Raw genomic sequence first — 22,637 nt, 5'->3', positions numbered from 1 at the left:
CATTTGACAAAGATCGGACTATTCAGGATCGACCGGCAACATTCAGCTCTGCCAAGAGTTCACTCTTTGTAAAGTTTCTCCTGTCTATGAACCCAACTTTGGATCCAAAATCCTTCATAAGTTCCGTCACAGTCCTTACGTTCGTGAGTTCCGTTAGGAGTAGGATCTTTTCCGCATCGCGACATGCCGCTATAACTTCGTCGTTCAGATTCTCCAGCGATGCGTCGACTACAAGAACAGTATCGCTGTCTCTTGGAAAGGCGTCGCTTTCCAGCATATGCGGGCTCACTTTCTTAAGCTTGAATCCCATGCCGTCGATCACTGTGGCAAAAAGGCCGAACAATTCATCGTCGTCGGTTATTACATGAATTCGGTCCTTCTTCCCGTCCGGACGATCTTCTACCTCCGATTGCACTAATGGGGGTGAGCCGGGCAAGTAAACGATTACGGTAGTGCCGAGTCCGAACGAGCTGTTGATCCAGATCGCGCCTCCATGGAGCTCGACAAATTTCTTTGTAAGCGACAGGCCGAGTCCTGTCCCGCCGGATTTGTTGCCTACCTGGATGAATGGCTTGAAAAGTCTATCGAGGTCCTCTTTCTTAATCCCGACGCCCTCATCCGTTACTTTCATCTCAATTCCATCTGCAGACCTCGCTAAGCTCAGTCTAACGGTTCCTCTCTCATGACTATAAGTTATCGCGTTGTTGAGGAGATTATATAGAATCTGTTTAAACTTGACCGTATCCGCAGTGAATATGTCCAACCCCGGTTCAATTTCGATTTCCAATGCGACATTCTTCTTGTCCAGCAATGGTTTGAGTATCCTGCGGATGCTTTCTATAACATCGGTAAGCGAAAATTCCTGGACGTCGAGACTCATTCTGCCGGTTTCTATCTTTGCAAGATCGAGTATGTCATTGATCAGTGTGAGAAGATGTTTGCCGGCGGTTACTATGTTGCCGCTGAAGTCGGCAAGCATTTCCTTTGTCAACTCTTCAGCCTCCGAGTGGATAATGTCCGCGAATCCAATCACAGAATTGAGGGGGGTCCTGATTTCGTGACTCATGTTAGCCAGGAATTCAGACTTCGATTTCGTTGCTGCCTCCGCACGGCGGGCATCGGCAAGAAGTTTCGCGTTCTGGAACTGAAGGCGACGACTTTCATTGTGTAGGGAATTATACGCTTCAAGAAGTCTTGTTCCCATGAAGACAGCCTCAATCGAATCCGGGTTCGGATTAAGAGCAAGCACCGCGCCTGAAAGATCATCGTTGTCCTTCAGAGGAATGACAAGATATCCCTGTGAATTTACAAACTCGCGCGAGGGCAGATCTTCGAGAAGGAGCGGCGGCACGTTCACGATAAAGCCGACCTTTTCGCTGATCTCGTAGGTCTCCATCACAGGAGTCTTTCTGACAAGCGCTACTCCATCGGAGCGAGTCCCATGCATTAGGTCTTTGAGATACGCCCGCTTGTCGCCCGTCGCGATCAAGCGCTGGGTTGCCTTGAGGAGAAACCTGTAGGAAGACATGAGAAACCGCGAATCCTCCACTGGCTCGAAAATTATCACACCCGATCCACCGACTCCTCTCAGCACATTTACGCCTGCGCGTACTCTAAGGCCGTCCCGCCTCATGTATGTGAACTCGCCGGTAGAATGCCCTTCCCCTGACAGAAGGTTCTTCATCTCATTCGGTTGCACGGCACTCGTTAGTATCTCTTCCACTTCATCTGATTGAGCCGTCGACCCTTCGAGGCCGAATATCCGGTAGAATCCCCGGTTAATGTTTGTTACTTTGTATTCGGAGTCCTCATGTTCGCCGTCCCTCTCCAGAATAACCGTTCCCACGCTTAAGTCGTCAAGAGCTCGAAGGATCACGTCATCTCTGCTGATGTGGGGATCCGAATTAGTGATTCCGGTACCCTTTCGGATCGACACCATGACAAGCTCCGTGTCAATCTTCCAGAAGAGATATTGCGACTTGCCGTCCTCAGAATTTACGATTGATGATTCTTTGTCGGCATTTTGGAAATTCAACGAGAGTTTTGTAATTGAGCTTTCTTCCCGATCACTGACTGTGCTCGCGAAAGCCGTGTTGCGGTGAGAGTAATTACCATTACCATCCAAAATCGCGAATGGCGTCTCTGCAGTATTCAAGAGACCCATTCCCGCTTCGCTTATCCTGCTGTAGAGCAATCTGGACATTTTTTCCCACAGAACTTCGTGCATATTACTGTACTCGTCCTGATATGGGATCTTGTCCGTCTTAATCTCGAGGCGCGACGTGAACAACTGGTCGCTGACAACATATATTAGCTTTCTGTCGCGGGGTTTTCCAGCATAGCTTAATCCCTTTAGCCTCAGACTGAGTTCGTCGATTTTTCCTGACAATCCGCGAATGACCCCATCGGTTTTCTCATGACTGCCCCTAGTTTGGAATGAGAAGTTTCCAAACAGCTCGCTCTGGAACTCAAGTGAAATATGATTCGCCTCGTAGGCCACGATAAGACCATGGACGATTTTCTCGATCGACTCTTTCACGGACGACAGGGGAGAAAATCTCAGGCTTGCCACAACCGCTATCCTTCTGGATGAACTGAGTTCTCTTTTTAGAGTCCTTTGCCTTTCAAGTGCACCACGTCCGAGCATCAACAACAACGATATGATGGCCGCGGCGATAAGGACTAATTCACTCATGTTATTTGTTTTCCAGCAGCATGTCAGCTTGTATACTCAAGTGCATCAAGGATCCAGTCGAAGTAATTCTTCCGGAGGAGTCGGCCGGCAGCCATTCTGATTTTATTCACCTCATCGCCGGAGGTATCAAGCCCATGACATTTTTGAACATGATCGGCTTCAATAATGAGTGTCGGCAATTTGTCCACGATCGATTTGATTCTCTCTTCCTTCTGCATTCTCGCATCAACTATAAAAAGATCCATTCGGAGGGCGAGGATGCACGATGTAGCTTCGTCTAACGAGCTGACGAAATGAAGTTCATACTTCGGCTGCCGAAAAGCCGCCCTCACTACCTCCAAGGTTGGTTCATCTTCGATGAGCACGAGCGTTTTGCAGACTAGAGACATCTTTTCCTTTCATGTTTCATCTTGCAAAATCATGCCGCACCCGACAAGTTGGCGACCCTTCGGGAAAACCGCGAAAGCCATTCAAAAACCGAGGGTTATAGGGAGATCTGGATCGTCGTTGCCGTTTTTTTTTGTTCTGTGGGAGTAAAGATTACAGGAAGGTTGGAATTATTACCTTCATAGAAAGCGAATTTCTTCGAAATTGTGACCCCCGAGCCACTTTCCGGTTCTCAGAATATGCTACGAAGGGATTTCCGGCTTGACGAATATTACTTCCTCACGGTCGAGCAGCACAGCTCCCGGTATACCTCTAGCCTTTTTCACAAATTTCCTCATCGTGTACGCAACCGGCACAACGCCACTTGACCTGGCCTTGCTGTAGTGCGCCGCTATACTGGCGGCGTACTTTATGACTGGCTTCTGCGGATAGTCTCGTGAGGAATTCCTGATGATGACGTGTGACCCTGACGCTCCTCTCGCGTGAAGAAAGACATCGTTAGGTTTAGCGAAACCGAATGTGAGTTCATCGTTATTCTTTGCGTTCTTGCCGACGTATATCATGAAGCCGTATTTCTCGAACAAGCGAAACGGGTTCTTTTCTCCTGCCTCTGTCGGATTGCGCTTAGCAAGAGACTCCAGGTTATTGAGATCGCCGGCTTCGTTGGCTTCGCGCAGTAGGATTTCATCCCCCCGGATTTTTTCGGACAGCTCTACCTTCCTGAGCACCGACTGTTCAACTGAAGTCTTCGCTTGTTTTGCCTTCGCGAAAAATATTTGGGCGTTTTGAATGGGGGTCAGCGATGGGTCCAACGAAACAGTGAAGTCACCGTCCGCGATTGTGATCCGAACCTCTTTTGTGCCTTTGCGAATCGAATTGTGATTTGCCATCAGATATTCGGCAGCCGCTTGATGTCTTGTCCATCTGTTGCTGTAAACGTCGGAATCGATTTTTGAAATCGTACGTTTATAAGTCTCTATCCTCCGAGCCAATTTTCCGACGATGTCCTTACGCGCATCCATAAACGTGTCATCTCTCTCGTGAATCAAAACAAAGTCGCGAACACACTCGTTTACCGAATCGTATTCCCTAAATTCTGTCATTGTCAGATGCTTGAGCCGGATTAGGGCAAAACTCACTGCCTTCCCGTCACTCATATAGATTCGAGGTGAAGGGTTATCAAGCTCGTTCTTAATTTCCGTAAGGATTTCGAACAACCTATCCAGGCTGATCATCTTCCCGGTGCTTTTCTGGTCGCTAGATTCAGATTCTCCATGCTCAATGACAGCCTCGTATCGGAAAAGCGTCTCCCTGGCTAACGTAGAGTCAAATGTTGGTATGCGTTTCGATAATCTTCGGGCGAGCTCTCCTTCGGGCCCTCCGGCACATTCTCGCACCTCATCCATGCTCGTCGGAAACGGAACTCCGGATGGGTTCAATTCAATCTTCTTACCGACATGATCATGAGGCCGTAAGAAGGAATTGATCACCATCCCGTCACCGTCCACGTAATGAATGTTAGCAGAACTCCCAAAGAGCAAGAACACGAGACACGAGCTGTCGGAAAACCTCAGAACAATTTTCCTGTCACTTACGGCGACGGCGATTGAGTCGACAGTCTTCCCCACAATTTCCGGAAGGACATTGGCTCCTTTTGGCTTTGGAGCTCCCCGATACAGCGCATATAAAAAATTCTCTCGAGGACTGCACGAGCAGACCAGGGCTGTGATTCCGCCTCTCGCATCCTCGAAATAGATTTCGATGGTGGACTTCTTCTTTGTAACGGCATGAAAAATCTTGGTAGCGAGAAGCCGCCCACGAAACTCGTGAACCAGGCGAAGGAGTGTGTAATAGTTGTTTAACATATCGGCCATATAATTTATATGTTAGTCCCAGTCCCTTCCAATAATTGCTTTTCAGCCCCGACCAATTAATTTTAATAAATGGCAAGGACAGTCAGAAAACCCAGTCTCTATGAAATCATTTATGAAGGAGTCCGTAAGATTCCCAAAGGAAAGGTGGCGACTTATGGCGAAGTCGCGCGCCACTGCGGTCTGCGCGAACATGCGAGGCTTGTGGGATATGCTCTTCATAATCTCCCGGCAAACTCAGGCGTACCATGGCATCGGGTAATCAATTCCAAAGGAGAGATATCATTGCCTCGTGAGAGTGGAAGTTATGAGCTCCAAAGAAGCCTTCTCGAAAGTGAGGGGATAAGATTCAGCGGGAACCGGATCGATCTGCTGAAATATGGAGTGGCGGCGGGAGCGGGCCAAGCAAATCGTCACCACGGAATCAAGAAGCGACGAAATAAGAAATCTTAAGATGACTAAAGAAGCTTACCCGGTTACATCTGCAATCCGCGAGTTAAGGGAGAAGAAAGTCAATTTCATCCCTCATTTTTACACATATATTGAGCACGGAGGCACAAGAGTCTCAGCTGAAAGTCTCAAAGTATCTGAGCGGAATATTATCAAAACACTTGTTCTTGAAACGGAGTTTGGAACTCCTCTACTCGTCCTGATGCATGGCGACATGGAAGTCTCGACCAAACAGCTTGCCCGCGTCCTCGGGGTTAAGAAAGTAGAACTTTGTTCTGCGGAAGTCGCGGAGAAACACACTGGATACCAGTTTGGGGGAACAAGTCCATTCGGTACCAGGAAGCGGCTTCCGATCTACGCTGAGAAATCTGTATTCGACTTACAGACTATTTACATAAACGGCGGTAAGAGAGGCTTTCTCGTTCAGATTGATCCGAGGGATCTGAAGCGCTTGCCTGATGTGACGGAGGTTGAGGTCGCAATTGACGGAACTTGATACGACGTTTTTGACTTTCACAACGCAATCCGGCAAGAGCCCGAAAAGAAACGCGGCCCGGAGGAGGCCAGGCCGCGTTAAGGAGGAGCAGTCGATTCTCAGGGAGGAGGATCGTGCTCTCTGGAGCAAAATGTTCTTTTTTTAAGCCACGTCCAATTTCACGGCTGCGGACGCGACCATTTCAAAAAACGATTCGAGCGGACAGCCGAAGCTGTCGCTGGTGTAGCAATATCCAGTCTCACCCTTGAACTTGCAGACTGAGCAGACCTCAGTTCTAAGCGAAAGCATATATTCGTTGACGCTTCCACCGTGCGCAGACTCAAGAGCCTTTGTGACTTGTGGCAGGTAAAGTTCTAGCGAGCATTCCACTCCCGGCGATGCGATGCATTTTCCACTGGCGTCGCTCTTCGAACAAGCCCTGCACACGCTCGACCTGATAGAATCCAGGTACTGAAAATCAATTTTCGACATTTTCCTGCACCTTATGTTCGCTTTCTTGTGCGCGGATATTGTCTTGTGAATGGTCTTCCACGCCAGGGCGTGAAGCCGAAAAATCAGATCGCGACAACCGCCGCGCTACAGTCTCTTCCGTAAATCGTCTGTACATCGAAATTGCCAAACCAATGAATAGAATGATCGTGCCCGCCCAAAGTAGCCCGATCAGGGGTTTCCTGCTAACTTCCGCGGTAAGAGTTGGAACCGAAGCGGCAGACATATCGCCTGAATGCACCGCGAGATTGACTGTGGCAGGACTCCCGGCGCCCATTCCGACATTCATGCTCATTATTATCAGCATGTCCCCAAAGGCAGTTGCGGGAACAGCATTCTGTTTACCGTTGGTAAAACTCAATGAAGGGACAACCTCTATAGATTTTCCGCCTTTCGAAGCTTCGATTACGGCGCCGACGCCAAAACTCCCGCCCTGTTGCATTGTGGTATGGCCGCTCGTATTCATGTCGAACTTCGTCAGAAGAAGTTTAGTACCATCAGCAAGTGTCGTCGGCTTACCCTTCACGACGGTGACCAAACCGACGCCACCTGCACCCAAGTTGCCGCTACTACCATTTTCAATTTCCATCGGGCTCACATAAATATCGTAAGCGAGGTAACTCTTTATATCAGGCTCGCGCATTGTTCCCTGGTTGTAATCACTGTAATACATCACCGGCCTCAACTCAGACGTCCCGTTACTCCCTTTCAACACGACTTTGAACGCGTCCCTTCCATCTACTTTCGTGTTTCCTGTATAAGTCAGCTGTTGCCCGAGGACATTTACCGTTTTTCCCTGCGGAAGCTGAACGGTGGTTTTCGTTTCCAACGCTGTCGAGGTGATGATGCCGATGAATATCAGTGCGAGTCCGGCATGTGCGATCGGTCCTCCGATGTACCTTGGATTCCCCTTCACGATTCTGACCAGTGCGGCTGCATGCGCCGTGAAAGCAAACGATGCAACACCGATAGTAATAACGGCCACGACATTAGTCACGGAAAGGAGAAGAGCGATAATAGCCGTCAGGATACCAACACTGCCGGGGAGCGCGAGACTTTTGGTGAAAGCATTCTTGTCAGACTTGTCCCACCAGACAAGCTGGCCCAAACCGATTAAGGCGATAATAAGGAGCCCGAGCGGGAGGCTTGTTGTCACGTAGTATGAGGAGTCAACCGCAGTTGGTTTTCCCTGGAGCAGTCCAGTGATTATTGGAGAGGAGGTTCCTACGAGGACGAAAAGCGACAGCACAGAGAGGGAAGCTGCGCCTACGAACAACGCGTTCTCTCGCGACAACAAATTGTGGCTTACCCCCGCGCTCGGGATTGAAATCCTGTTCTTGAAGAACGGAACGAAGCCGAGCAGAGCAAACGTCCCGATCAAAATCAATAGTAGTATGTAAATACTTTTTCCGGGATCCATGAACGCGTGGACCGAAGTATCGCCCAGTACGCCGCTGCGGGTTAGGAACGTACTGTACAATACGAGAACAAAACTAAAAATCACAAAAACAAAACTCGTCTTGAGGTATGTCCTGGTTCGCCTTGCGACGATGACGGTGTGGAGCGCGGCCGCGGAAAAGAGCCAGGGAATCAGTGAAGAATTTTCCACCGGGTCCCATCCCCAGAATCCTCCCCAGCCGAGCGTGACATAAGCCCAGTAACCGCCGATGATTATACCCGCACCCAACGTCAGCACATTCATGACCAGCCACGGCTGGAGATATCCGGTCCAGTTCAGGTAGTCCTTCTTGACAAGACCTGCGACCGCGTACGCGAATGGAACTATCGCGGAAGCGAAGCCGAGAAACAAAATCGGCGGATGAATGACAATCCAGAAATTCTGAAGAAGCGGATTCAAACCGCGACCGTCCTGAGGCTGAGTTCCGTAAGGAACATTCGCGAATGATTCCCATACTTTCATGAAGGGACTCTTGAGTGTGAGAATCGCGAGCACAAAAATTTCAAAAAGCAAGATGACCGGGATAACCGTAGACTCGTATTTGTGTTTTCTGGAATATCTCAGGACAAAAATGCTGATGACCGCTGTAAAGAAAAGCCAGAGAAATAGACTTCCCTCCTGACCCGCATATGAAGTCGAGAAGAGCAATGGCACAGAAAGATTGTTCGCGCTGTAGCTCCAAACATACGAGTATTGATACTGATGAGAGAAGATCAGGAAAAGGAAATATGCATATAGTATTACGGTCGTATAGAAACCGGCAAGGAAAAACATGCGCGCCGGTCGGATATAATCCTCTCTCCTGTGCGATAAAGAGTAATACACAATGCTGGCCGCCGAGGCCAACAGGGGTATTATCGTTAGGTACTGTTCCATCTCTTCTGCTCCAATCTATTTGTAAAATTCCTCATACTGGATTCATTATCATCAATGGTTGTGCCGACAGTTATGGGGGAAAAACGAAAGAATTACGCGAATGGAATTGTGGATGACGCCGAAACGGGTGGCAAATGGGAACAAACACCCGGTTAATTTGCCTCGAATAGAGCCAGACTCTTCAAAAGTCTTCTATTTTACGTGTTCTTCCGTTATATTTTGCATAAAAGGAATGACTCTGGAGACGCTGAACGTTCTTTTCGTGGGAGACATCGTGGGCAATCCGGGAATGGGGATGGTCTCGAACTTCCTTCGGAGCTTTATAGACAAGCACTCGATAGATTTTGTAATCGCCAATGGTGAGAATGCCGCCGATGGAAAAGGCATCACTGACAAACTGGCTCAGAAGCTTTACGCTTCGGGCGTGAATGTTATCACCAGCGGCAATCATATCTGGGACAAGTTTCAAGTCCACGAATACATGATGCAGGAGAAAAATCTTCTCCGTCCTTTGAATTTTCCGAAGGGCTCTTACGGATCTGGGTTCGTGGTTTACGATCTCGGACAGAAAGGAAAGATCGCGGTACTAAATCTTCAAGGAAGAACATTCATGTACCCGATAGATTGTCCGTTCCGCACTTCGGATTGGGCGCTGGAGAAAATAAAATCCGAGACTAACCTGATTGTCGTAGATATGCACGCGGAAGCGACAGCCGAAAAAGTTGCGATGGGTTGGTACCTCGATGGGAAAGTAAGTGCCGTGATCGGAACGCACTCGCATATCCAGACTGCGGATGAAAGAGTCCTGCCTAACGGCACAGCATACATAACGGATGTGGGAATGACCGGTCCATACGACTCGATAATCGGAATGAAAAAAGAAAGCGCTCTCAAACGATTTATTTATGCTACTCCGGCGCGGTATGAGGCGGCGGAGAATGAGGCGAAGTTGGCGGCGGTCGCTTTTACGATAGACAAATCAACGGGGAAATCGGTGAGTATCCAGAGAATTTTTTACCCTCCCTTCTCAGCCGAACAACCAACCGGGTCCGCAGGATGACCGCGAAAATTATAGACGGCAAGATAATCTCACAGGAAATCAAGGATGAGGTGAAGGCACTGACGGATAAGTTGAAACAGCATAACGGAACAACTCCAGGTCTCGCATTCATTCTCGTGGGAGACAATCCCGCCTCACAGGTTTACGTACAGAATAAATCGAAGGCCTGCGCCGCGCTGGGTTTTTATTCGATAACCGAGAAAATGCCGGAAGACTCGTCTCAAGACGCGGTAATTTCAAGGGTCGAGGAATTCAACAGCGACAAGAGAGTTCACGGGATTCTCGTCCAAATGCCTCTTCCGAAACACATCAACGAGTACATGGTAATAGAAGCAATCGATCCGTCGAAAGATGTGGATGCGCTTCACCCTTTCAACATCGGGAAGTTTACTGAGGCAAAAGCCTGGGATGAGATTATGAGCAAGAAGCTCTTCCTTCCGTGCACTCCTTACGGAATGATGATACTCCTCGAGAGATACAACATCGAGGTATCAGGCAAGAGGGCGGTTGTGGTCGGCAGATCAAATCTCGGAGGGAAGCCGACGGCAGCTTTGCTGCTTTCGAAGAATGCAACTGTTACGGTGGCGCATTCGAGGACCGAGAACCTCGACGCCGTTTGCAGAGAAGCGGATATACTCGTTGCCGTTATGGGTAAGGCAAATTTCATCAAAGGAAATTTCATAAAGCCGGGCGCGGCTGTTCTTGATGTTGGGATTAACAGAACTCCCGGCGGTTTGGTGGGCGACGTGGACTTTGAGGAAGCGAAAGAAGTCGCGGGTTGGATCACTCCTGTTCCGGGTGGCGTCGGGGCAATGACGATTTCGATGCTGATGAAGAACACGTATATGGCAGCAGCCAGGACGATGGGGCTATGATATTTACAGAATCGCCGGGTGAACTCACAAAAGGACTTCTCCCAGCCAAGACAAAACCGCATATACTCATTTGATCCTTGATCGCTGAAGACTTTTTGCTTGAAAGCTGAATCTTGAAATTACTCTAGATAAACCGATCGTTTATTCATTGAAAGAAGACTCGACACTCATTGAGTTAGCCCGCGCGGGGGATAAGCGCGCATTCGGACAGCTGGTCAAGAAGTACGAGCAGCTTGTGTATAGTTTCTCATTCAAAATTTGCCGGGACCCTGAGAAGGCTGAAGAAGTCCTCCAGGAAACATTCATCAATGTCTGGAGGGGACTAAAGTCCTTTTCGGGAAATTCCAAATTCTCGACATGGCTGTACAGGATCGTGACAAACAATTGCCTCATGATGCACCGAAAGAAATCCCACGATCCGGTCGTTTCGCTTGAAGAGAGCAATTTATTCGGTGGCACAGGAGAACTGCAGGTTCCACATTGGGGGGAGACTCCCCAAGATGCCGTCGTCAACAAGGAGCTGCGCGCATTTCTCGACAATGCAATTCAGAAACTTCCTCTCGAATATCGCATCGTATTCGTGATGAGAGACGTCGAAGGGCTTTCGACCGAAGAGGTGGGAAAATCGCTCAAATTATCGGTTCCCGCAGTTAAGTCCAGACTCCATCGGGCAAGATTATTTTTGAGAAACGAACTCAACAGTTATTTTTCAAAGTGAAATTAATCGACCACAAGAAATATCTCCTCGAGATGTGCGAAAAGGTTGACCGTGACCTTACCTCTCCAACGTGCAGAAAGTTGAGGGAACATCTGGAGCACTGTCCTGATTGCGCCGCGTATTACGATTCGCTAAAGAAGACGATAATACTATACAGGAACTGTGATGTGGAGATGAAGGGCTCTCGCGTCAAGGAGATTCTCGCCAGATTGGACCTGGAACAACCCATCAAGATTTCAATTCCAAAGAAGCACTCTCGCTGAATCCTCACCCTTTCTATTGCATCATACCGATTGACAAAACTATTGGAGACTGCAATGAAGAGAAACATCGGAAAAGTTGACAGGTGGATAAGAATCGTAGTCGGATTTATCGTGGTGAGTCTGGTTTTTTGGGGGCCCGCGACAGCATGGGGTTGGCTCGGATTGATTCCTCTTGTAACCGGAGTGCTTGGTTTTTGCCCGCTGTACGTCCCGTTTAAATTTTCAACTTACAAAGAGCAGCAGAAGCCGGCGTAACCCGCAGGTCCAGGTCGTCACACTCCAGAATACTTGAGAAGCGCACTCTCGGTACAGTAGCCGCAGTGTTTAGTGTAGGTGCATCGATTGACACCTCCGCGTCGGCACCAAGAGTGCGATTGGGGAGTCTCATTTTTCCAGCTGGATTAAAATGTCTTTTGAAAGGAAATGATATGTTTCTAGACCATCAGGCACAAGAGGAAATTAAAAAGAGGTTCGCAGTGCTTGTGAATCCGGTCAAGATAATAATCTTCACTCAATCCCTGGAATGCCAGTATTGCAAAGAGACGCGCCAGATACTTGAAGAATTGGCCGCGCTGTCGGATAAGTTTACACTAGAAGTCTACAATTTTCTGACAGACAAGGACAAAGTCGGGCTTTATAAGATCGACAAGATTCCGGCAATAGTTATTGCCTCGCCGGACAGGGATTATGGCATCAGATATTACGGCATTCCTTCGGGTTACGAGTTTTCATCCGTGCTCGAGGACATTGAAATGATCTCTACCGGCAGTCATGGACTGAGCGACCTCACAATAGAAAAACTGAAAACAGTGGACCAGCCTGTTCACATACAGGTATTCGTCACGCCGACATGTCCGTACTGCCCGCGAGCTGTGGTTACCGGACACCAGTTCGCCTTTGTCAACGAGAACATAAAGGCGGACATGGTGGAAGCCACGGAGTTCCCGGATCTTTCAATGAAATACAACGTACGCGGCGTGCCGAGGATCGTGATAAACGAAACGCGTCATTTCGAGGGAGCGATGCCGGAGGAGATGTATATCGACGAGGTAGTGAAAGCCCTCGGCGAGAAGCAAGGTAAGCTGATGAACTAAATCCCGGACCGAGACGAAGGAAAAGAGAGGATCAACTCTTCATGTTTCTCAGTAAAGCTTCCCGTTTTTCTCGGCTGATTTGATAATCTCCTCGTTATTGGTCAGTAGAAAGATTTCGTCGGGGAGCGAATAAAAATCACTGTCGTTGGAGAAAATGCACCATAAGTTCCTAGGCGACACAGTCACGGTCTCGTAGAGAAGGTGGTCGCCGAAATCCAAGCTCCCGCCCGCAAAATTCAGAACTGTTTCCCCCGGGTTGGGTGAACCATCGTACACCGGGAAATTCCTCGTAAAAGTACGCTTGAGCATTTTCATTTGAAGATCCCATGCATTCATAAAATCGATATCCTTGTCGCGAAGTCGTTTGAAGTCCCGAATCTGGAATTGTTCGTTTCCCGTTCGCACTTTATAGAAACCCACTTGAATGTTCTTGTAGTATTCTAAGATAACACTGACCGTGCTTAGGCTCTTGATCCCGGATGACTTCAGATAACCTACTATGCTTGAAATCTCACCGTGTCGTCTCTCAATGGTGCGGTCAATGCTTGTCCTGCCAAAGGGGTCTTTGAAATCTATTACAACATTCGTATCAACAAAAAAGGCTTCCTTGGAAAGCCTCCTCTTTGATTCCACCAATTTCAATCCGTCCACGACTATCGCCACGTAGCACCTACGCGGGAAGTCGTGACGCGAAATATTCTCCTATATCTGTAACGCCCTGCTTGATAAGTTTGCGGCGGAATTGCGCATTGTCAATTGCAAGTTCAAGGTCGTCAACATCATCTTGACTCAGACTCATAATTTGTACCTTCTCGTGAAACTCCTCCGTATCCAGGTCCAAGTCGATGCAGAGCTGCCCGAATGCCCTGTTGAGAAACGCACTCGAAATAAATTCGTACCCCGCGAAATCAACCTTCACATTTCCGAAACGCTTCAGACCAGCTTTGATCTTCGTACAAAGCTCCTCTCCCTTTTCGGGAGCGAGCAAGACAGGATTATCGAACAGTTTAACAACTCGTATTGTGTTCATAAATCTTCTCCTGCCATCTTATATAGTTTATCGTCATAAATTACACGAATATTAACGAGAGTCCCGTCAATAGAGTTTCGCATTGTCTCGGTATGAATAGGCATTAAATCCCCACCTGAATGCTGTAAGTATCCGTTTCCCGACACAATTTGAAGCAAACCACCGTTCAGCATAAGGAATTGGCGCAAAAGATGCAAACCCAGTCCTGCCGACTGGTCGACCGGTTCGGTTGAGTGACCTTTCTCTAACGCCCAAGTGATGCAATCAGAATCAGGACTATTTCCGCCAAGAGCTCCAAAGTCCCTGACCCGACCCGGAATGCCATATCCCCTATCATAGAATGCGATTTCAAAGTAACCCATCTTCGGATAAAATTGCCCGGCGGCAGTGACGCCATGTGTTCCGTGGCCGTGCTTTAGTCCATTATGCACGATTTCCCAGAGGTTCTCCACGATTTGCTTGTGTACGCGCGGAGACAATGTGGGTAGACAAGGGATAACCTCCTTCCTTAACCACCTTACCACAGCAGCCTCCACATCGAGAGGTTCTCCTTTAAACCTCTTTACCTTGATGATGTCCTCTTGGGGAAATGGCTTATCGCAGATCGCTTTCGGATGGAGGTGCTTGAAACCGCTTTGCTTCAAGTATCGATTAACATTCGGGTAAGTGGAGACGAGATTTTTCCGCCTCTGAGCACCCTTGTCGTATAACATCATCTGGTCGAGATAAGCCACTCCGTAGGGTCTCAGGAATTTGACCTTCAGTTCAACAACTCTTTCTTCACACTGACATATTTGACGACCCAAAACTCCGAGTTGACCGAGCGATTCAGGTTTGATGCCGTAGTAGAGCAATTCTATTGTTGCCCTTTGTCTATCGCCTGCAGCTCTTTATTCATCCACATCTCCGCCTCCTTCTCATTCTTTTCAATCGCCATCTCGACGCCACGCTTGGCAATCTCAAGAAGACGCTTTGAGAGTGCCCTGGTTTCATACATTTCTGTAATTTTGGACCTGATAGCTTGCTGTACCTTGACAGGAATAAGCGGAAACGGTAAACCTAAAATGTCGGTCTCGTCAATAACGGGATATGAGGTGCCTGCATTATACTTCAAAGACAGGTTTAAAATGGGAGCAGACTTAAAAAACACATAAGCTGTCTCTTTGTTAATTTTCTTGGACTCCTGCAACACAGTGAAAGCTCCACTTCCGATGAGGTCGTCACTCTGGACAATCGCAACCGCACCTCGATAAGTGCGAACCTTCGAAATTATCAGATCACCTTTATTCAATTTGATTTTTGCATTTGCCGGCAAATCTTTTTCGTACAAAGAAAGTGGCTCGATTTGTCCTGAAGAAGTATCTACCGAGCCGATTTCCACATACTGATACAGTGCATCCCGTTTTACTTTGAAACCGGCTTTGTTTGATTTGAATAACTCCGATACGAATCCAAACCCGTGTCTGTAATTCTTAATTGTTCTTAGAGTCTCATCGTACATTGGCTGGAAGTACTCGGCGTCGATACGATGACCTTCAGTCGACATGGAGAAATTCCGGACGAATGAGAGTTGCTTTCGAGGTCTCCAATTTGCAAACCCTAACAGCTTCAGTAGACGTTGCTCTTCGGCCTTGTACACTTGGGTTGAACTGGCAATCATGGAGTGCGCCTTTGTGGCAACTTCGTGAATCTGACACTCAAACTCTTTTTCGAATCGAACGACCACAAGTTTCTTCAAATCCGGCAAAATCAGACCAGTCTGACCACCTCCGCGAATTGACCTAAACACTTGGCTCTGGCCATACCTGCCTGCGAGAAACGAATAAAGATAGCCGGGAAGAATACTCTTCGTGGGTCTGATTATTCCGAGTTTACAGCTTGCGACGAGTTTTTGCGGCGGTGAGAAAACTAGGCCAACAAGGCCCGTGTTCGCCCCAACAATTGTAATCAGAATATCATTTCTAAATATGTGTGAACGCTTGAGCCTACGGAAGAAGTCGTCTGGAATAAACACAACGTTCCTATCACTCAATACCATATCCGTAGATAGATCCTGTCCTCGCAGGTACCTTACTCCAGGAGAGTCGGTAAACTCTTCGGCGATTTTCAAGTGATTCCCATCCGAAACAGAAGCGACCGACCTAATACTATCACACCGCTTTCCCGAGACCATCGATACGTCTTTGACGTAATCGTCCCTGAAGAACTCAGAGTCAATTCTATCATTTCTTGAGGATTCAGAAAATCGAGCAACCGAGACTTTCATTGATTACTTCCAGAAGCTCAGTTTTTCTTTCTTCGCCCACTCGACAAACTCTTCCGCAATTCCCTTTGGCAACTCCCCTCCCTGATCGTGGAGGTCATGATCCACTATGAAGTGTCCGTTTAGATCTAATTTGGGTTTGCCTTCGCCGTTCTTGACATAGACATACTCACCCGAATTATCCTTGCCGGACTTTTCCGATACGGCAAAGAAGATCGGGTAGTCTTCCTTCTTCGGGCAGAGCCTTTCGTCCCACTTCTGCAGGAACAGAACGCTCGTCTTCGTTCCTGTGTGAGGCTTGAAAGTATTCACATGTAAGCCAACCACGGCGATGATGCGTGCGCGTTCAGAAATGAATTCCCTTATCTCTTTGTCCGAAGTGTTGTTGAACCTTCCCTGGGGCAGGACTATCGCCATCCGGCCGCCTGGTTTTATCAAGTCAAGGTTCCTTTCGATGAACAGGATGTCGCGCCCAACTTTCGACTTCGGCTTATTCTTTTCATTATAGCCGAGCTCGTATTTGTGAATGATGCGAGATTCTTTTATGTCGCCAGCAAATGGTGGATTTGCCATAAGCATGTCGAACTTGAATTCTTTGTATCCGCTTGGATCCTTTCTGAGCGCTTCCAACCTCTTGAACCCTGAGCCATACGTCGCCGACCAGTCGCGGTTGTTAACGGTCTCGTTTCACCTGTCGTAGTCGAGAGAGTTGAGGTGAAGAACGTTCGTCTCGCCGTCGCCGGCTATCAGGTTCAGCGTCCTGGCAACACGCACGACTTTTTCGTCAAAATCGATCCCGAACACCTTCAACACATCTTTCTTTTCCTCTTCGGATATATCCCTGCTGTCGAAGAGATGGCCCGTAATCTTGAAGATCGTGTGTACCGTGAACCCGCAGGAGCCAGCTGCCGAATCTATCATGTACTCACCTGGTTTCGGGTTAAGCATCTTGATGCACATGTCTATCACGTGGCGCGGAGTGAAGTATTGGCCTTTCTCTCCCTTCGCCGATTTGCTCACTAAATATTCGAAGGCTTCATCGATCACCTGCAGGTTTGAATTGAACAGCTTGATGTCCTGAAGACTTGCAACGCAAACGGAAAGATGAGAAGGGCTGAGATCAATCTTGCTGCTGTCCGGAAATACACCCGGCCATTTCTGCTTCGCATCGTCAAACAGTCTTTGAATCTTATTTTTCAAATCCCCTTCTGACTGCCCTGTGTTTCTAAACTCAAGCACTCGGAACGTGGTATCGTCAATCCTTTCGACGACCTTTTTCATCGACTCGAATGAATCGTTCTTGTTCCTGCTGGTGGACCGGCGGCGCTCTGAAACCCTCGGAGCAGAAGCACCATTTAGATTCCAGTTGATGACGGCTTTATCTTTCTGACTGAGGTATTCGTCATACAGTTTTGTGAAGATGAGCTTGAACACTTCTTCGAACACATCGACGCCCGCATTCGCGAGTACCTCGTCTTCCATCTCAGTTATGATGTCTTTGAGCGATTTCCCTTCGTTAGGAATCTTGTCCCGGATCACCAAATCCTTGAGCGTGAATCGCTCCTTCAAAATATCCTGGAGAGTCTGATCTGATTTGGGAATATCCGTAATGTCCTCGAAGAAATTGGGGTCTTTGCGGTTATAGTGAGAAATCTGGCCGCCGTTTGTCCAGACACCAATAGGCGCCCCGGTCGCGTTGCAATAAGAACGGAGCTGTTCCTTTCCGTCCTTGAGTTTGGGCTTTTTAACCTCTACGATGATATACTCGACAGTTGGCCTGTCCCTGTCAAAGACCACAATGTCAGCCGATTTTGTTTCCCTTCCAAACTGCACGGGATGCTCAAACCTGATGCGTTTCTTAGGATAACCATAATCCTTCATCAACTTCATTGTGTAAAGCTGGCGAACAATTTCCTCCGGCTTAAGCTGGACATCCTTTTCACGAATTATACACTCGACATAAGGTTTGCTCTTCACTACTGTGATTTTTGCTTCCAACCCTTTGATGTCCTCGTCTGCAAAGATGGAAAGATTGTAATCTGAGTCCTTGAGGATTTGTGCCAGCACCGTCGTAGTTGCTTCAGTTTTCATTGTTCGCCCCCAAATTTTGCAACGTGTTGAGTTTCAGTCACCCAAGTTACAAACAGTGCCATTTCCACTTTATCAAACTAACCCGCATTGCCTAAGAAATCAACCTTGCGGTCATCTCTCCCATGTCGCTTCAGCCCCTCGGCAGTTCGATTTGCACATCATAAAAATTTTTCCGTTTCATTCTCCATAAACCGTCACGACTACTTCCCTGTTCCGCGGCTTGATGTCCAGCTCAATCAAAAAAATCTGTTGCCAAGTCCCGACTAATAATCTTCCATCGCTTATCGGCAGAGTTAAACTCGGCCCGAGCATCGTCGCCTGCAAATGCGAGTGTCCGTTTCCATCGTGCCACGCCTGTTCGTGCCCGTAGTTTCTCCCTGGCGGTATCAGCCTGTCAAGAAGTTCCGGCAGATCGCGTTCCAGTCCCGGCTCAAATTCTATTGTTCCCACTGCAGCCGTGCTCCCGACAACAGAAACGTTTACGGTGCCGACAGAAATCTTTGATTCAGAAACTATCGACTGTACTCTTTCGGTCAGATCGTGCATTTCAGAATGCCGACGTGTAGCGATTTGAATTTCACGTTGAACGAACATTTATAGTCTACAATTCAAGATTTGTCACCCGGCGAGAGCCGTCCGTCTTCAATTCCATCTTTATTCGTCAATCAATTTCCCCTGACACCATATGGATCATAAATCGTAAATTAAGAGTTATGGATTCGTTTTAGAAATACTCGCCTTTCTCGTCGAACCGAGGCAGCGCTTTGTCTTTGCTGGAGACTACCGGGTTGAAAACACGCCATTCGATTGCCAGCTTCGGGTCGTCAAATCTGATTCCGCGCTCGTCTTCACGCGAATAAAACTCGTCGACCTTGTAAACCACCTCCGCAATATCAGAGAGCGTGGAGTAGCCGTGGGCAAAACCTCTCGGAACGTGGAACATCTTCTTGTTTTCTTCAGAGAGAACCAGACCGTACCATTCACCGAAAGTCGGCGATTTCATCCTCAGATCTAGCGCCACGTCGAATATTTCGCCCCGAACGCACCGGACCAGCTTCGATTGTTCGCTCGGGTCTACCTGATAATGAAGTCCGCGAATCACACCCTTGGCGGATCTCGAATGGTTGTCCTGGATAAACTTGTCTTCGATGCCCGCTTTCGCAAACTCATCCTGACGATATGTCTCCATGAAGAACCCGCGTTCGTCACCGAACGTGTACGGTTCGATTATCGTCAGCCCTTCCGGACTTCTTACCGATGTAAAATGAAACGGCATTTTTGAGGCTCAACTTTTCATGTTGACAAATTGGAGCGGTATCCCGAGGTCGTGGCCGCGAAGCATCTTAATCACATCCTGAAGATCATCGATCTTCTTGCCGCTGACACGGACTTGTTCGTCCTGGATCGCCGCCTGCACTTTTAGTTTCTCATCTTTGATCATCTTTACAATTTTCTTCGCGATCTCCGTCTCGATTCCTTCCTGTATAGTTATATCTCTCTTCACATGACCCTGTGACGTCGGCTCGATAGCTTTGAGCTTCAGCACCTTCGGGTCGACTTTTCGTTTTATCAAATGAGTCATCAGCATATCCATTACCGCGTCCATCCTCATCTCGTGTTCAGCTACGACATGGATCACCTTTTCCTTCTTGTCCAGGTTGACCTCGGCGGGCGAGCCGCGAAAATCGTAACGTGTCGCAATCTCTTTCTTCGTATTATTTATCGCATTGTCGACTTCCTGCAGGTCAACGCGGTTCACGATATCGAATGAAGGCATAAGTCCTCCGTATAAATCAAATTGAAAAAGTCAAAATGTGGACGAATTGAAAGTAAGGAGAGCATTGACGGCTCGCCGTCGACTATTTGATTGCCTGATAGTTCTGTTCAAGTTTGGCGAGACTCCCTTTCATTGAATCGAGTTTAATCTTTTCCTTATCAATTACATTTGCCGGTGCGCGCTGTACGAACTGTTCATTCTTCAGCTTCGCCTCAATTCCAGAAATGGCGCTTTTCAGGCGATTCATTTCCTTTTCCAGCCGGCTACGCTCCGCGTCGGCGTTCACGAGACCCTCGAGGGAAACAAAAATCTCAGTGCCTCTGATGACCGTGCTGGCAGAAGTCGCGGGCTTATGCAAAGTGAAACCGATGCTCAGCGACTCGACCTTCGCGAGTCGCCTGATATACGCCTGGTTAACTGACAACGTATCCAGGGTCGAATCATCATTAGGTTTTATCACTATGTCCACCAGAACACCAGGCGGCACGTCAGCTTCTTTTCGGATCGATCTTATCGCAGTGATAGTCTCCTGCACGAGACTCATTTCGTTATCTACAGCATCGCTGATGAATCGCCCATCCGCCTCGGGAAATTCGGCTACGGTTATGCTTTCCTGTCCGGTCTGCATAACGTTGTACAGCTCTTCCGTTATGAAGGGCATGATCGGATGCAGGAGCTTAAGCGCGTTTTCAAATACAGAAATTGCATTGGCAGTAATTATGGCTCGCGTCATCGCGGCAGGTTCCAGGTTCAACCGTTCCTTAACCATTTCTACATACCAGTCACAGTAATCATGCCATACGAAGTCATAAATGATCTTCGCCGCTTCGTTGATCCGGAAAACCCCGAGCGCGTCGTTGAGGTCGCGGATCGTGCGGTTCATTCTGCTGATGATCCATCGGTCGGCGAAATCAAAAACGGAATTATCGGGTGCCGCAGATACTTCAAGCTTGTCGCGGTTCATAAGAAGAAATCGCCCGGCATTCCAGATCTTGTTAGCAAAGTTGCGACCGATCTCGCACTTCTCGGCTGAAAACAAAACGTCCTGACCGAGTGGGGCGAGATAGAGTATTGTGAACCTGAGCGCGTCGGCTCCGTACTTTTCTATCACATCGAGCGGATCGGGAGAATTGCCGAGCGACTTGGACATCTTTCTCCCCTGCATATCGCGGATGATACTCGTGAAATAAACATCTTTGAACGGTATGTCGCCCATGAACTCGATCCCCGACATCACCATCCGCGCAACCCAGAAGAAAATTATGTCCGGCGCGGTGACCAGCGTGTCGGTCGGATAGAAATATTTTACATCGTCCATTTTGTCCGGCCAGCCAAAAACGGAGAACGGCCACAGCCACGAAGAGAACCAGGTGTCCAGAACATCTTCGTCCTGCTTGTAAGATCTTTTTCCGCATTTCGGACATGCCACCGAAGGCTCGCTTGTGCTAACAGTGAGTTCACCGCACTCCTTGCAGTACCAAACCGGGATCCTGTGGCCCCACCAGAGCTGCCGGCTTATGCACCAATCCCTTATATTTTCCATCCAGTTTTCATATGTCTTCAGCCAGTGCTCCGGGTAGAATTTGATTTTCCTCTCACGAACGGCTTTCAACGCCGGCTCCGCGAGAGGGCGCATCTTCACGAACCACTGATCGGAAAGATACGGTTCTACGACAGTGTGGCACCTGTAGCATTCACCGACTGACAAATTGTAATCGACGATTTTCTCAACGAGTCCGAGTGCATCGAGATCCTCGACCACCTGTTTTCTTGCTTTGAATCGATCCAGACCTCTGTATTTTGCGGGAGCATTCTCATTGACCTTAGCCGAGATATCGAGGACCACAACCTTCTCAAGGCCGTGGCGTTCAGCGACCCGGAAATCGTTCGGATCGTGAGCGGGAGTGATCTTGACAGCGCCTGTCCCGAACTCCCTGTCAACATAGTCATCAGCGATTACTCTCATCTTTCTGCCGACCAGGGGAAGGACGAGATTTTGTCCCACATACTTCTTATACCGTTCATCGGCGGGATTAACCGCAACCGCTACGTCTCCAAGCATCGTCTCAGGACGAGTTGTAGCGACAGTGATATGCCCGCTTCCATCCTCAAGCGGATACTTCAGGAAATAGAGTTTGCCGTTCTTTTCCTGGTATTCGACTTCGTCGTCACTTATCGCCGTATGATCCTTCGGGCACCAGTTGACGATGTATTTTCCACGATAGACAAGTCCCTTCTTGTACAATCTCACAAAAACTTCCTGAACCGCATGCGACAAACCGGAGTCCATCGTAAATCTTTCGCGTGTCCAATCGCATGAAACGCCGAGCTTTTTCAACTGTTTGATAATTGCCCCGCCGTAATTCTCTCTCCATTTCCAGACGAGCTCGACAAATTTCTCTCTTCCCAGTGCGTGGCGATCCTTCCCCTCTTTAGCGAGACTTTTCTCCACGACGTTTTGAGTTGCTATGCCTGCATGATCGGTGCCCGGAACCCAGCAGGCCTCATAGCCCTTCATTCTCTTCCAGCGGACAAATGCATCCTGGATGGAATTGTTGAGGACATGTCCCATGGTAAGGATGCCGGTGATGTTAGGTGGGGGGATGACTACTGTATATGGTTTCTTTTCAGGATTTACTCTCGCTTCGAATAATTTTTTGTCGAGCCAGAATTTGTACCACTTGTCTTCGATTTCGGAAGGTGAATATGTTTTGGGAATTTCTCTGCTCATTTAAAAACGTCT

At 48.3% G+C, this 22,637-nt stretch carries 21 protein-coding genes and 1 pseudogene; 8 read left to right on the top strand and 14 right to left on the bottom strand.

Features of this window, described 5'->3' with window-relative positions:
• Positions 1-22 precede the first annotated feature (22 nt).
• The 3 genes from VIS48_16525 to VIS48_16515 all read right to left on the bottom strand — a co-directional run bounded on the left by VIS48_16525 (position 23) and on the right by VIS48_16515 (position 4,956).
• Positions 23-2,695 carry a HAMP domain-containing sensor histidine kinase gene (locus VIS48_16525; GenBank protein ID HEY9167760.1) on the bottom strand — a complete coding sequence of 891 codons (2,673 nt, stop codon included), beginning with the start codon at positions 2,693-2,695 and terminating at the stop codon, positions 23-25.
• Positions 2,696-2,718: 23 nt separating this feature from the next.
• Entirely contained in the window at positions 2,719-3,084 is a 366-nt protein-coding gene (locus tag VIS48_16520; protein ID HEY9167759.1) for a hypothetical protein, read from the bottom strand.
• Between the two features lie 240 nt (positions 3,085-3,324).
• Positions 3,325-4,956: an NFACT RNA binding domain-containing protein gene (locus tag VIS48_16515; protein ID HEY9167758.1), complete on the bottom strand. Its 1,632-nt coding sequence runs from the start codon at positions 4,954-4,956 to the stop codon at positions 3,325-3,327.
• A gap of 69 nt (positions 4,957-5,025) precedes the next feature.
• Here VIS48_16515 and VIS48_16510 point away from each other — a divergent pair, with 69 nt between their 5' ends.
• A complete protein-coding gene (locus VIS48_16510) occupies positions 5,026-5,406 on the top strand; it encodes an MGMT family protein (protein ID HEY9167757.1) in 381 nt (126 codons plus the stop codon).
• Position 5,407: 1 nt separating this feature from the next.
• Entirely contained in the window at positions 5,408-5,899 is a 492-nt protein-coding gene (locus VIS48_16505; GenBank protein HEY9167756.1) for an aminoacyl-tRNA deacylase, read from the top strand.
• Positions 5,900-6,040: 141 nt separating this feature from the next.
• On the opposite strand, the gene VIS48_16500 is transcribed toward VIS48_16505, so the two are convergent.
• Together VIS48_16500 and VIS48_16495 are read right to left on the bottom strand one after the other, a co-directional pair.
• On the bottom strand, positions 6,041-6,370 hold the full coding sequence (locus VIS48_16500; protein ID HEY9167755.1) for a hypothetical protein: 330 nt from the start codon (positions 6,368-6,370) through the stop codon (positions 6,041-6,043).
• On the bottom strand, positions 6,357-8,723 hold the full coding sequence (locus tag VIS48_16495) for a cytochrome c-type biogenesis CcmF C-terminal domain-containing protein (protein HEY9167754.1): 2,367 nt from the start codon (positions 8,721-8,723) through the stop codon (positions 6,357-6,359). Before VIS48_16495 ends, VIS48_16500 begins: the two co-directional genes overlap by 14 nt.
• Before the next feature lie 232 nt (positions 8,724-8,955).
• Here VIS48_16495 and VIS48_16490 point away from each other — a divergent pair, with 232 nt between their 5' ends.
• The 6 genes from VIS48_16490 to VIS48_16465 all read left to right on the top strand — a co-directional run bounded on the left by VIS48_16490 (position 8,956) and on the right by VIS48_16465 (position 12,733).
• Positions 8,956-9,783 carry a TIGR00282 family metallophosphoesterase gene (locus tag VIS48_16490; GenBank protein HEY9167753.1) on the top strand — a complete coding sequence of 276 codons (828 nt, stop codon included), beginning with the start codon at positions 8,956-8,958 and terminating at the stop codon, positions 9,781-9,783.
• A complete protein-coding gene (gene folD, locus VIS48_16485) occupies positions 9,780-10,658 on the top strand; it encodes a bifunctional methylenetetrahydrofolate dehydrogenase/methenyltetrahydrofolate cyclohydrolase FolD (protein ID HEY9167752.1) in 879 nt (292 codons plus the stop codon). The genes VIS48_16490 and folD overlap by 4 nt, the downstream gene beginning before the upstream one ends.
• Positions 10,659-10,806: 148 nt before the next feature.
• The gene (locus VIS48_16480) at positions 10,807-11,376 is read left to right on the top strand and encodes a sigma-70 family RNA polymerase sigma factor (GenBank protein HEY9167751.1); all 570 of its coding nucleotides are present in this window, start codon (positions 10,807-10,809) and stop codon (positions 11,374-11,376) included.
• Positions 11,373-11,639 (top strand): zf-HC2 domain-containing protein, encoded by a 267-nt coding sequence (locus VIS48_16475; protein HEY9167750.1) that lies wholly within the window; start codon positions 11,373-11,375, stop codon positions 11,637-11,639. The genes VIS48_16480 and VIS48_16475 overlap by 4 nt, the downstream gene beginning before the upstream one ends.
• Positions 11,640-11,693: 54 nt before the next feature.
• A complete protein-coding gene (locus tag VIS48_16470; protein ID HEY9167749.1) occupies positions 11,694-11,894 on the top strand; it encodes a DUF2892 domain-containing protein in 201 nt (66 codons plus the stop codon).
• Between the two features lie 173 nt (positions 11,895-12,067).
• Positions 12,068-12,733, top strand: a complete 666-nt coding sequence (locus VIS48_16465) for a thioredoxin family protein (GenBank protein ID HEY9167748.1) — start codon at positions 12,068-12,070, stop codon at positions 12,731-12,733.
• 48 nt (positions 12,734-12,781) lie between these two features.
• On the opposite strand, the gene VIS48_16460 is transcribed toward VIS48_16465, so the two are convergent.
• The 9 genes and pseudogenes from VIS48_16460 to VIS48_16420 all read right to left on the bottom strand — a co-directional run bounded on the left by VIS48_16460 (position 12,782) and on the right by VIS48_16420 (position 22,625).
• Positions 12,782-13,366 (bottom strand): hypothetical protein, encoded by a 585-nt coding sequence (locus tag VIS48_16460; protein ID HEY9167747.1) that lies wholly within the window; start codon positions 13,364-13,366, stop codon positions 12,782-12,784.
• A 37-nt stretch (positions 13,367-13,403) separates the two neighbouring features.
• On the bottom strand, positions 13,404-13,763 hold the full coding sequence (locus VIS48_16455) for an STAS-like domain-containing protein (GenBank protein ID HEY9167746.1): 360 nt from the start codon (positions 13,761-13,763) through the stop codon (positions 13,404-13,406).
• Complete coding sequence (locus tag VIS48_16450; GenBank protein HEY9167745.1) at positions 13,760-14,497, bottom strand: hypothetical protein; 738 nt, start codon at positions 14,495-14,497, stop codon at positions 13,760-13,762. The genes VIS48_16455 and VIS48_16450 overlap by 4 nt, the downstream gene beginning before the upstream one ends.
• 122 nt (positions 14,498-14,619) lie before the next feature.
• Positions 14,620-16,029, bottom strand: coding sequence for a restriction endonuclease subunit S (locus tag VIS48_16445; protein ID HEY9167744.1), 1,410 nt, complete (start codon positions 16,027-16,029; stop codon positions 14,620-14,622).
• A 3-nt stretch (positions 16,030-16,032) separates the two neighbouring features.
• A pseudogene (locus VIS48_16440) lies at positions 16,033-18,117 on the bottom strand (N-6 DNA methylase).
• 177 nt (positions 18,118-18,294) lie between these two features.
• Positions 18,295-18,711 (bottom strand): secondary thiamine-phosphate synthase enzyme YjbQ, encoded by a 417-nt coding sequence (locus VIS48_16435; protein HEY9167743.1) that lies wholly within the window; start codon positions 18,709-18,711, stop codon positions 18,295-18,297.
• Positions 18,712-18,841: 130 nt separating this feature from the next.
• On the bottom strand, positions 18,842-19,393 hold the full coding sequence (rfbC, locus tag VIS48_16430; protein ID HEY9167742.1) for a dTDP-4-dehydrorhamnose 3,5-epimerase: 552 nt from the start codon (positions 19,391-19,393) through the stop codon (positions 18,842-18,844).
• Positions 19,394-19,402: 9 nt separating this feature from the next.
• Positions 19,403-19,894 carry a YajQ family cyclic di-GMP-binding protein gene (locus VIS48_16425; protein ID HEY9167741.1) on the bottom strand — a complete coding sequence of 164 codons (492 nt, stop codon included), beginning with the start codon at positions 19,892-19,894 and terminating at the stop codon, positions 19,403-19,405.
• A gap of 82 nt (positions 19,895-19,976) precedes the next feature.
• Complete coding sequence (locus VIS48_16420; GenBank protein HEY9167740.1) at positions 19,977-22,625, bottom strand: valine--tRNA ligase; 2,649 nt, start codon at positions 22,623-22,625, stop codon at positions 19,977-19,979.
• Between the last annotated feature and the right edge of the window lie 12 nt (positions 22,626-22,637).

This window comes from Candidatus Kryptoniota bacterium (assembly GCA_036567965.1).
GTDB lineage: Bacteria > Bacteroidota > Ignavibacteria > Kryptoniales > JAKASW01 > JAKASW01.
Note: the sequence above shows the minus strand (reverse complement) of the source record. Positions and strands in the feature narration are given on the sequence as shown.